This is a genomic window from Halochromatium sp. NSM3 (genome assembly GCF_059621085.1).
This window is the reverse complement of record NZ_JCAQIA010000039.1, coordinates 19,065-30,078: the sequence shown is the minus strand read 5'-3', so window position 1 is coordinate 30,078 and position 11,014 is coordinate 19,065. Positions and strand designations below refer to the sequence as shown.

At 63.0% G+C, this 11,014-nt stretch carries 12 protein-coding genes and 1 tRNA gene; 4 read left to right on the top strand and 9 right to left on the bottom strand.

Going from position 1 to position 11,014, the window contains the following annotated elements; genetic code table 11:
• The 6 genes from AC54T3_RS14530 to AC54T3_RS14505 all read right to left on the bottom strand — a co-directional run.
• A partial coding sequence (locus AC54T3_RS14530; RefSeq protein WP_496625853.1) for a hypothetical protein occupies positions 1 to 866 on the bottom strand: 866 nt, incomplete at its 3' end.
• A 29-nt stretch (positions 867 to 895) separates the two neighbouring features.
• Positions 896 to 1,324, bottom strand: coding sequence for a flagellar protein FliT (locus tag AC54T3_RS14525; protein ID WP_496625852.1), 429 nt, complete (start codon positions 1,322 to 1,324; stop codon positions 896 to 898).
• An 11-nt stretch (positions 1,325 to 1,335) separates the two neighbouring features.
• Positions 1,336 to 1,761 (bottom strand): flagellar export chaperone FliS, encoded by a 426-nt coding sequence (fliS, locus tag AC54T3_RS14520; protein WP_496625851.1) that lies wholly within the window; start codon positions 1,759 to 1,761, stop codon positions 1,336 to 1,338.
• A gap of 54 nt (positions 1,762 to 1,815) precedes the next feature.
• Positions 1,816 to 3,294, bottom strand: a complete 1,479-nt coding sequence (gene fliD, locus AC54T3_RS14515; RefSeq protein WP_496625850.1) for a flagellar filament capping protein FliD — start codon at positions 3,292 to 3,294, stop codon at positions 1,816 to 1,818.
• Positions 3,295 to 3,354: 60 nt separating this feature from the next.
• Positions 3,355 to 5,055, bottom strand: a complete 1,701-nt coding sequence (locus AC54T3_RS14510) for an HD domain-containing phosphohydrolase (protein WP_496625849.1) — start codon at positions 5,053 to 5,055, stop codon at positions 3,355 to 3,357.
• A 39-nt stretch (positions 5,056 to 5,094) separates the two neighbouring features.
• On the bottom strand, positions 5,095 to 5,316 hold the full coding sequence (locus AC54T3_RS14505; protein ID WP_496625848.1) for a DUF2835 family protein: 222 nt from the start codon (positions 5,314 to 5,316) through the stop codon (positions 5,095 to 5,097).
• 188 nt (positions 5,317 to 5,504) lie between these two features.
• On the opposite strand from AC54T3_RS14505, the gene AC54T3_RS14500 reads away from it, so the two are divergent.
• Positions 5,505 to 7,247, top strand: coding sequence for a methyl-accepting chemotaxis protein (locus tag AC54T3_RS14500; protein WP_496625847.1), 1,743 nt, complete (start codon positions 5,505 to 5,507; stop codon positions 7,245 to 7,247).
• Between the two features lie 47 nt (positions 7,248 to 7,294).
• Positions 7,295 to 8,023, top strand: a complete 729-nt coding sequence (locus tag AC54T3_RS14495; RefSeq protein WP_496625845.1) for a putative metalloprotease CJM1_0395 family protein — start codon at positions 7,295 to 7,297, stop codon at positions 8,021 to 8,023.
• Between the two features lie 104 nt (positions 8,024 to 8,127).
• Here the strand turns inward: AC54T3_RS14495 and AC54T3_RS14490 are convergent, their stop codons facing one another.
• Entirely contained in the window at positions 8,128 to 8,745 is a 618-nt protein-coding gene (locus AC54T3_RS14490) for a hypothetical protein (RefSeq protein WP_496625843.1), read from the bottom strand.
• Positions 8,746 to 8,835: 90 nt separating this feature from the next.
• On the opposite strand from AC54T3_RS14490, the gene AC54T3_RS14485 reads away from it, so the two are divergent.
• A complete protein-coding gene (locus AC54T3_RS14485; RefSeq protein ID WP_496625841.1) occupies positions 8,836 to 9,828 on the top strand; it encodes a GNAT family N-acetyltransferase in 993 nt (330 codons plus the stop codon).
• Position 9,829: 1 nt separating this feature from the next.
• On the opposite strand, the gene AC54T3_RS14480 is transcribed toward AC54T3_RS14485, so the two are convergent.
• Both AC54T3_RS14480 and AC54T3_RS14475 read right to left on the bottom strand, forming a co-directional pair.
• A tRNA-Ser gene (locus tag AC54T3_RS14480) sits at positions 9,830 to 9,919 on the bottom strand.
• A gap of 102 nt (positions 9,920 to 10,021) precedes the next feature.
• On the bottom strand, positions 10,022 to 10,630 hold the full coding sequence (locus AC54T3_RS14475; protein ID WP_496625840.1) for a histidine phosphatase family protein: 609 nt from the start codon (positions 10,628 to 10,630) through the stop codon (positions 10,022 to 10,024).
• A gap of 65 nt (positions 10,631 to 10,695) precedes the next feature.
• Between AC54T3_RS14475 and AC54T3_RS14470 the strand changes: the two genes are divergently transcribed.
• Entirely contained in the window at positions 10,696 to 11,001 is a 306-nt protein-coding gene (locus AC54T3_RS14470) for a hypothetical protein (protein WP_496625838.1), read from the top strand.
• Positions 11,002 to 11,014 lie beyond the last annotated feature (13 nt).

Here is an 11,014-nt window from a genome sequence, read left to right as displayed (position 1 = left end):
GGCGTTGCTGTCGGTGCTTGTGCTGGCTGCTGCCCACCAGCTTGAGCCGCCTGACCCTGCGGCGTTGCTGTCGGCGCTTGTGCTGTCTGTTGCCCGGCCTGAGTCGCTTGGCCTGGTGGCGTTGCTGCTGGTGCTGATGCTGGTGCTGGCTGCTGCCCACCAGCTTGAGCGGCTTGACCTTGCGGCGCTGCTGTCGGTGCTTGCGCCGCCTGTTGCCCGGCCTGGGCCGCTTGGCCCGGTGGCGCTGCTGTCGGTGCTTGCGCTGCCTGTTGCCCAGCCTGAGCCGCTTGGCCCTGCGGCGCTGCCTGTTGCCCGGCCTGGGCCGCTTGGCCCGGCGGCGTCGCTGTCGGTGCTTGCGCTGTTTGCCGTGCTGCCTGGTTCGAGGCTAACGGACGCCACATCTGTGGCTCACGCTGAAGCTGTTCCCGCGAGAATCCGCCTCGATACCAGCGCGCGAGATGCGATTCGTAGAACAACCCACTCTCTCGCACCGTGCTCTGCAATTGTTCAGCCACCTGGGCCGGCGCTGGCTGGGCGTTGCTCGGGAACAAAGGCTGCGACAAACGCACCGCCGAGGTCGGAACCTGAAAGCGCAGCAAGAGATCGGCGATGGAGCGCGCCGAGGGCGTGAAATTGACCTGTGCCGAGGGCGTCGGTTGTCTCTCGCCACCCGCTTGCCTCGCGTGCGTGTTCGATGCTTCGCGCGGAGCCCGACCCATCTGCCTGATGGGTGCGTTCTCGCGCGCGTCGAGACGGGAATCGCTGCGGACCGCCGACGGCGCATCCGCCGCCGATATCGGCTTGACGGGCGGGTTGAGGTCACGGGGTAGCGGTGTATCGACCCGTTTCCCCAACACTTGATGCATCAGGGTATCGATGAGGGAGTTGATGCCGCTCACGACGATTTGAAGCGCTGAGTGGCCTCAATGACCTCGGCCTCGGAGGTCTCTTGATAGAACCGATAGGTGCGCGACAAGGCCAACTCGTGTTTCGAGCCGAGGATCATGCTGGTGAGTTCGTGGCGCCGGTCGTTCAGGCGCTGGCGGATCTCTCGATCATGCTCGAGCAGTTGCGCGAGCAGTTCGGCTTTGCGCTCGTTGCCGGCGTCGTCGAGCGTCATCCGCGCGTCATCGAGATGGCGCAGCGTCTCGATCTGCGCCAGATAGGTGCCTTCCAAGTCGATCAGGGCCTCCCAATCGGATTCGCAAGCGGCCTTGAGCATTCTGTCCGAGCAAGCAAGGAGATTTTCATAGGCATCCAGCAGTTGCTGCTGATAAGAGGGCGTCGTGGACGCTGGAGTCTTGCGAGGGAGGGAAGAGGCCATTCTCAATCTGCTCAGTCAGGTGCTGCCGGGGTGTTGGTGCCGATCTCACGCCAGGCGGTCGCGACCTCATCAAGCAGTGACTCGGCCTCGTTCAGGCTCTGTTCGTCATTGTGCAGATTGGCTGCTAGCAATAGCCGGGCAATGTAGTCATAGAGTGAGGCCAGGCGCTCGGCCACCTCGCCACCGCGCTCCCTGTCGAGCGCGGCCGCCAAGCCGTTGTTGACGATATCCAAGGCCTTGGAGATGGCCTGGCCCTTTGCGGCGGTGTTACCAGCCTGCATTTGAATCCGAGCCGCGCGAATCGAGGCCTGCGCGCCATCGAACAGCAGCACGATCAGCTGATGAGGATTCGCCGACATCACGCTGCTTTCGACGCCAATCCGGGCATAGGCCCCGGCACCACGCCCGTAGGCTCCCGCTCCGCGCATCACAGTCATGTTGAGCGTTCTCCTCAGTGATTCATCGCTATTTCGATAGAGTTGGTCGAACGGTTAATCACGACCAAGCATGGCGTTCAGGTTATCGAACTGTTGGGTCAGATAGGAGCTGGTCTGGTTCATCTCCGCAACCATGGAATCGAGCTGGGCGAACTGCGAGCGGTAACGTGAGATGGTGCGCTCGATGTAAACCTCCATGCGCTCGGTCCGATTATCAATACTCGTGATACGGCTTTGAACGCCGCTACGGGCGTTATCGAGCAGACCACGGTTATCAAGCATTTGGCTCAGCGTCTGACCCAACGCACCGGCCATGCCAGCGTCTTGGGACTGTCCGGCGAAGAACTCGGTCAGAGCCTCTCGATCGTTGACGATGACGTCGTCAAGACGCGCACCATCGAGCTGTAAGGTGCCATCGCGCTGCAACGTGATACCGATATCGGAGAGGGCGCGAAACTCGCCTTCGGCCACGCCGCCACTTAGGGTGCTGCGCAGGCGTGACTCGATGGTGCGCAGTGCCCTATCGCCGAGCAACTCGCCGGCCTCGCCGGTTTCCGCGTTGAAGCTCGTCAGCTCGTCGATGGTCCCGCGCAAGCTGTTATAGCTCTCGACAAACTCGGTAACCGCCTCGCGCACGCCAAGATTGTTGCGCTCGACCACAACGGTCGACTCGCCCTCCTCGGCGAGATCCAGGGTCACGCCCTGAATGGATTCCTCGACCCGATTGGTTTGGCTGGTGATCACGATGTTGTTGACGGTCAGCTCGGCATTTTGGGCCGCGACCACTTGATCCATCGTCGACCCATCGCCTGGAGTTGCTTTATCGAAGTTCAGCCTTGCTTCGCCGCCACTAAAGCTAATGGACTGGATCGCAGCATCTTCGCCGGTTTCATCGGTCGTGAGCACTAAGCGGAAGGGGTTATCCGACCCATCATTGATGATGGAAGCCGTGACCCCTCCCCCTGCGGCGTTGATGCTGTCGCGGAGATCCTCGAGGCTGTCCCCAGCTCCCACCGCCACGTCGAATGTCCCCGCGCCTACCTCAATGCTGAGAGTACCTGCGGAAAAGTTATGTCCCTCGGCAAAACCATCAGTAGCAAGGCTCTGCGAACGGGCCAGCTTGGTCACATTCACATCATAACGACCCGGCACCGCATCGGAACTGGCCGCCGAGGTGACACTGCTGCCGGTGACATTGCTCGAGACGCTCTCGTAGAGCGAGTTGCCGTTGAGCGCGTTGGACGCCGACTGGAACGCCGACAGGGCGCCTTGTAGCCTGCCATACGCCGAGAGCTTGGCCTCCTGAGCTTCCTTCTGCTGAACCAGAGGCTGCAACCTGCCACGCTCGGCATCGCGCAACTGGTCGAGCAAGCCGTTGAGATCGAGTCCTGAACCGATACCGAGCGATGTGATGGTTGACATTAATGCCTCCTGGTGTGGCTTTTGGAATCCGGCAAATGAGGGACTGAGGCTCCGGTCAGTCGCTGACGCGGGTGATGGCTTTGCCGGTTTAACAAGATTATCGGCGGACACCCGTTAGACTTTAGGCGCGCCGCTGCGTAAATGCGAGCAACTGTGATGGGCGTCAAAGGCTCAGATCGACAGCGGCAGCTCCTCAACGGGTTTGCCCAGCGGCAGCAGAGATTCGCCGCGCAGGACCTCGCCCAGTGAGCTGTCCGGCGGCTTGATCGCATCGGTCAGTTGCACCTGGGACGGTTGTCCCTGCTCGTCGAGCCCCTGCACCCAGGCCAACTGGCCGGATTCGTAGCGCACCAAGGAGCCGATCGGCAGCAGCCCGAACGCCTTGATATAGCGCTTGACCCAGCGTTGCTCGAAACGTTCGGGATGATCGAGCAAGTGGCGATAGATCTCGGCGATCTTCCAGGCCGGTCGATCGGGCCGGTCTCGGCGCATGGCATCGACGACATCCGCCACCATCGCCAACCGCGGCAGCTCGCCCAGTTGATCGCCGCTCAAACCCGCCGGATAACCACTGCCATCGAGCCGCTCGTTGATCTCCTTGAACACGCTCCTGACGACGCTGCTCGGGAGCCATTGACAGGTCTCGAAGCCGTGCTCGAGGTGCGCGACATGCCCATGCAGCTTGGCGCGCTGCTCCTCATCGAGCTGCGGCGCCTGCAGCAGCTCGTCGGGCAGCAAGGCCTTGCCGAGATCATGGACCATGGCGCAAGCGGCCACCGCCTTGCAGGCCTCGCGCGGCATCTTGCTACGGATGGTCAGATCGAGCAGGGCCACGGCCACCGAGAGACCATGCCGCACCAGCCGGGCCTCTTGGAAGAGACAGCGGGTGGCGAACAATAACGCCTCGCGATCCTCATCGTAGAGCGCCATCAAGCGGTCGGTATAGCGCGAGAGTTGCGCCGAGTGCAGGCGCGGATGATCGCGCAGCTCGAGCAACTGGGCATCCAGATAGCCCGCCACGCGCGCTAGGCGCTTGGTCATCGCCGTCGCATAGACGTGCGCATTACGGCGCGCAACCACCGGGGGAGCCTTGGGATCGATCTGGAACAGCACCGAGCGCAGCATCCCCTCGTTGCCAGCGCTCGACTGACGCGCCGACTCGCGCTCGATCTCGCGCACGAACATCCACAGCTGGCGCTCCTGCTCGAGAGTGGAGCGCGTGAACTCAAACCCCACAGTGACGACCTGGCGTTCCACGTCGACCCGATGATGCTTGGGGGTGCCTTGGACCGATAAGCGAGCGCCGTTAGGGAAATGCAGCTCGACCACGAGCGACGCCGATGAGGCCAGCATGTTGGCGCTCGCGACCGGCATCTCGAGCTGGCACCCGTCCAGGCACAGATCCCTGAGATCCCCCTGCGAGCTGGTTCCATCCGCCTCGTGCCTGAGGATAGCGCCCACTTCCATGCCCAATCGCAACCGCGCGCGGAAGGATTCTCGCCGCTGCAGCACCTCCAGTTGATAGGGATACTCGCAGCGGCCTTGCAGGCGACCGTTGTTGTTCTGGCAATCGCCGAGGGTCAGCACCGGCGTGCGCAGCATCACCCCCTGCGCCTGCCCCAGCAGCCGGAAGGGCTGCCCATGCTGGAGCCCGCTGGCCACCTCCCGGATCGCGCTGATATCCAGCAGCAGATACTCGCCAAACGCCTGATCGGCGACCAGAACTGGCAGTACCTGACCATCGCTGCCTTCCATCACCAGCGAGGCCCCACCCGGCTCGCTCAGCGCGTTCAGCAGCGCCTCGACCTCGGACGGCTTCGTCACGCTGGTGTAGCCGTCTTCCTGTTCCGTCGTTGCGTCTTGTTCCGTCATTGCGTCCCCATGCTGGTCTTGCTCCCGTCTCGGTAATCATCAGAGCAAAGGCTCTATCCTCTCAAACTGTCCTGCCGAAGAAAAACTCAGCCGGTAAATACCATGCACCCCGTCACGCGTCACCACGTGGCGTAAGGCCGTGGCCGGAAACACCACGCGCCGTCCATCCAGGCTCCATGTATACACGTGCTCGACTCGCCCTTCATAGTGGGCCTGGCAGGTATCGGCGGACAGCTCGATGAAGACATCGATAGTTGGCATGTTTTGTGCTTTAATTCCTCGTTTCCCAGCTTCGCTTCCCGGAGGCCGGCCACGGGATAATGATATACTGCGCGGGATGCATGACCGAAAAGCAGTGGCGGTTGATCCTCATCAGCTTACCGCGCTCAAGTGAGCGGCTTTTAGGTCGATGTCTCCTTAAAAGGCTGTTCCAGAGAGAAGATTGCGCCATGACCCTGACGATCAAACATCGCCTCATCCTGTTGATTAGCATCACGCTGGTGCTGCTGTTGGCCGTCGGGGGCCTGGGTCTGAAGGGCATGCAATCAACAAACAGCGCTCTTGAAGATATTTACGAAGACAATCTACTGCGCTCGCAGGATCTGGCGCGCATCGATGCGCTGCTGCGCAACATCATGATGGAGATCTTCCTGGCCTCGCAGCATGATCCAAGGCTGGCGGTTGGCGCGCTGCATACCCATCCCACCTCCATGCACATGGACGTTATCGAGGGTAACCAGGCCGAGCTGGACAGCCTCTGGAAGCCATACCAAGCGACCATCGACGACCCTGAGTCGCAAACCTTGGCGGAGCGTTTCAACGCTGAGTATCAGCGCCTGATCTACAACGCCTTGGAGCCGGCGATGGATCTGGCCCTCAAGGACGAGTTTTCCAGCACCAACCATCTCATCTTCATCGAAGGGCTCCCAGCCTACCAGGCAATCAACAAGACCCTCGTCGAGATGATCGAGTTGGAGAAGCAGACAGCTCTGGAAAGCTACCGCAGCGCCGCCGCCGATACGGCCTTCATGAGCAACCTGATGATCGCCGCCGTCATCATCGCGACCGTGTTCGGAGCACTGCTCGGCTGGCAGCTGATCCTGCGCATCACCCGTCCGCTGACCGAAGCCAAGCGGGTCTTCGTCGAGATGTCAAAGGGCAACCTGACCAACCGGATTCAGACCACGGGCAAGGATGAGGTGGGCCAAACCCTGCTGGCCCTAGCCGACACCCAAGACAAGCTGCGCGATCTCATCGTCCATATCCAGGGCTCGGTGGAATCGATCAGCACCGCCGCCAACCAGATCTCCACCGGCAATACCGATCTCTCCCAGCGCACCGAGCAACAGGCCTCCAGCCTGCAGGAAACGGCGAGCAGCATGGAAGAGGTCGCCTCCACGGTCAAACACAACACCGAAAACACCTCACAGGCCAACCAATTGGCCAGCCAAGCCAATGCCTCTGCCAGCAAGGGCGGCGAGAAGGCCCAGCAGGCCATGGGCAAGATGCACGAACTGACCGAAAGCTCGGATAAGATCAGCGGCATCATCACGCTCATCGATGGCATCGCCTTCCAGACCAATATCCTGGCGCTGAACGCCTCGGTCGAGGCCGCCCGCGCCGGCGAGCAAGGCCGCGGATTCGCTGTGGTCGCCCAGGAAGTGCGCAACCTCGCGCAGCGTTCCGCCGATGCGGCCAAACAGATTCAGGAACTGATCGCCCTCAACGGCGAAGTCGTCAAGGAAGGACGGAGCTTGGTCGAGGCCGTGGGCTCATCAATGAGCGAAATCGTCATCCATAGCGCCAAGGTCTCGGGGCTGATGGACGAGGTCAACCGCGCCTCGAACGAGCAAACGATGGCGATCGATCAGGTCAGCGTGGCCATCAGCCAGATGGACGAGGTCACGCAGCAGAATGCCGCCCTCGTCGAGCAGACCGCGACCGCTTCCGCCTCGCTGGAAGACCAAACCCGCGACCTCGCCGAGGCGGTGGCCTTCTTCAATGTCGGCGACCAAGCCTCGACCAATCTCGCCCTCCCCGCCGGGAGGACGAGCAACAAGGCCGCCGCGCACAGGCCGGCCGCTCTCTCGCCACCACCCAGCAAGGGGGCAAGCAGAGGCGGGTACCAGGCGGCGCCAAAGCCGCGCGAGACGGCCACCACGCACAGCGAAGATGACTGGGAAAGTTTTTGATGGCCTGACCAACACTCAGGTTCTCAACCGATATTGAGGATCGCACCGTGATCATTCCGACCGCCGTTGGCTCGTTTCCAAACATTGCCTCCCCTGGCAATCCTGCCCAAGGCGGTGCGCTGCCACCAGGACAGACACGCCCCCCCGAGCCCGGCACGAGCGAGCCCGGCCACAATGGCGCCCCCATTGACCGGGCCGCCGAGGAAGGCGCCAGCGGTCGGGTCGCCGAAGGCGATGCCGCAAGCAGCGCTCGGAACGACACCCTCGCCCAAGAATTCTCGCCGCAAGAGCTGAAACTCCTCGATCAGCTCAAACAGACCGACCGCACGGTCCGCCAGCATGAGATGGCGCATCAGGTTGCCGGCGGCCGTTACACGGGGAGCGCCAGTTACGACTACGAGATCGGCCCCGATGGCCAGCGCTATGCCGTCGCTGGCCGCGTCTCGGTCGACTATGGCCCCATCACTGGCGACCCGAGGGCCACGATCGAGAAGATGCAGACCGTGATCGCTGCGGCCCTTGCCCCGGCCGATCCCTCGCCGGCGGACTATCAGATCGCCGCCCGCGCGCGGCAGAACCTGCTCACGGCGCAGCTTGACCTGAGTCAGCAACAGCAAACCCGCACCGAGGCGGTGCCGGAGCCCACCGCAGACGAGGAGGAAACAGCGGCCTCGGAGCCTGGCCGCGATCCGCGCGTCGAAGACTATAGTCGCATCGCCACAACCACCGGCGCGGGTGCCGGTTCAGGTCAGGCTATCTTGCGCAGCATTGCCTGAGAGGCTGCCTGCAACTCCGTTTCAGGCAACGATCAGGGCTTTTCCAGCAGGTTGAGCGCGGGGCGGGTTGCGCGCGCTTGGCGAGAGCCAGCCGGGGAGTCGATTTATTGCGCGTCGCCGCGCAACTCCGCAAAGGTTTCCTCGGTCACCGGCTTGCGCTCAACATCCAGGATGCGCCCGCCGATCTCCGCCACCCGGTGGGTAAAGGAGATCAGCGTCTCGGGACTGCGCGAGACGCTGCGGGAATTGATGAACTTGATCAGGATCGAGACACCCTGCACGGGCGGATGATCACCGCTGAGATGCAGCGGCGGCAGCTTGCCGGGCGAAGAGGCATTGGCAACGGTCAGCGGATACCCCTCTGGACCCGGTGGCACATGGTAGATGCCGAGGCCGGCCTCATAAAAGGCCTTCACATCGCTCAGCAGCTGCCCGAGCGCCCGATTCGCCTCTAGCCCCGGCTCGTCGAACACCACGAACAGATAGCGCTGACTCTTCTCGATCCCCTTCTTTTTATGCTGCCTGTGCGGACGGGCACCCGAACGGGGCGGCGACTCCGTGCTGGCGGCATCGCTTTTAGGACTCAGCTCGCGATCCGCGACAACCTTGTTGCCCTCGGTATTGCGTTCCCTATTCACCACCACATAGAACACGAACAGCGAAATCCCCCCCAGCAGCAAGGCTGCGAGGGCAAGAAAAACGGCGAGGCTCAACTCATTCATCAAGATTTCCTCCCAGACAACGCATTCTTGCAGAAATAGCCTCTATGTTCCATCTTGATCAGCTCGCATCCAACCCAGGACACAACCTCCTTGCGTACAGCCAATCCGCGCACCTCAACCGGCCAGCCTGCCAGCGGCGCAGCGCTCGTGACCTGTCCGCGCCACCAGCGGGTCGCGGCGCTCCAGCAGTTAGCCGCCACCCATGACCCCGGTACTTTAACAGAGTTGGCGGCAGCCATTGATGAGTGCTCGGGGCAACCAGACGCGGCCTGGAACGGGCTCTTGATCGCCGCCGGCGAAACCGCGCCGAGCGCGGCCGTTTGGGTCCAACCGCAGCCTGGGAGAACGGCCCGACTCTGGCCGCCGCACAGTCACTCCCCATCGGCGCCGACACTCCTGCGCGGCGCCCTGCACTGGGCGGCGGCTCAGGGGCTGCAGATCGTCCAGGCGGTCATCGACAGCACGGATGAGCAGGCGGCTGCCCGACTGCGTGAAAACGGCTTCCCGCGACTGGTCGACCTCCTCTACCTCACCGCCCAACCCAATGCCGAGCAACGCCAGGCGCTCTTGGCATCCGCGCCCGGCCCGGGAGTTAGCTTCGAATCCATTGGTGATCTCCCCTCGTCGCGGCTGGTCGCAATGATGACCCAGATCGAAGATAGCTCCCTGGATTGCCCCGAGCTGCATGGTGTGCTCAGCCCCGCGCAGGCCATCGAAGGCTTTCGCCAACAGGGGCAGTACGCGCCGCAACACTGGTGCATCCTCCGCCACCAGGAGCAAGACGCCGGCGCCTTGCTCCTAGCGCCGCATCCGCAAACGCCCTGCTGGGAACTGATGTACATGGGTGTGCTACCCGCGTGGCGCGGCCATGGACTGGGACAGGAATTGGTTGCGGAAGCCCTGCGTCGCGCCCTTCGTGGTGGCGCCGAACGGCTTCTGCTCTCGGTCGATGCCCGCAACCACCCGGCCCGCACGCTGTACGAGCAGACCGGCTTTCGCCCCTATGCGTGGCGCAGTCTCTATGCCTGGATCGCCACAGCGCGCTCGGCAAAGGAAGAAAACTCAACGGAGGGAGGGGCTTGATTGGCGGAGAGGGTGGGATTCGAACCCACGGTACGCTCGCGCGTACACCTGATTTCGAGTCAGGCCCGTTCGGCCACTCCGGCACCTCTCCTAGGGACGTTCTGCGCTGGAGCAGCGCAGAACGGCCAAGTACTATACCACGCGCGGACGCGGAGACCAATCCTATGCGGAAGCTAATGGGATCAACGAGGCCTCAGGAGCGCAGGCGCTCGGCATTGACGAACTCGAGGCGATTGCCGAAGCAATCATGGCGAATGCGAGTCAGGCCGGCGTAATCGATACGGATGCGGTACCAGTGTTGCGGGGCCGCCTCCAGCACATGGCCGATGATGGCGCGGCTGACGCCGGCGTGGCAGACGATGAGCAGGTGACGCCCCGGATAGGCGGCGATCTGCCGTTCGTAGGCGCGGCCGATGCGCGCTTGCAGCGCTTCCAGGCGTTCGCCGCCCGGAGGACGATGTGCCACCGGATCACGCCGAAACGCGGCAAAGGCTGCGGGATCCTCATGCGCTAACGCGTCCGGGCGCCGTCCTTCCCAGGCGCCCATGGCGATCTCGCGCAGCTCCGGGTCGATGGCGAGCGGCAAACCATGGCGCCCGGCTAGCTCGCGGGCGAACGCGCGACTACGCGCCATCGGCGAACTCAGGATCTGATCCCAGGGCGCCGCAGTGCCGACCGCCGCCCACATCTGCTCCCAACCGAACGCACTGAGGGGATGATCCACCCCCTGGCCGCGAATCATCCGGCCACCACACGGCTCGCCATGGCGGATCAGGTCGACAATGGTATCTTCACCAGACATTCTCGGATTCCTTGGCGCGCTCAGGGCAGCCAGCGGCTCCAACAAGACGGATGATAGGGTACTCTATGCTGAACCGAAACAAGACCTATGTCGGGCTCGACGCCGACAGCTATGGAGGCATGACGCCGACCGGCACGATCGTGCGCGATGCGCAGGTCTTTGGCCTGATCCCGGAAGACGAGACCTGCGAGGACTGGTCGCTCGGGCGCATCGAGGCGCTCTATGATCAGGTCAGCGAGGCCTGGCATCCCTACGGCAACCTGGCCTCGCGCCTTCCCGACGCGCTGCGTGAGCGCCACCAACGCCTCTATCAGGCGGCGATCGAGCGCGCCCGCAAGCGGGGCTGGACCGCCGAGCTGTACGACGATTGAGCTGTGAGAGCAA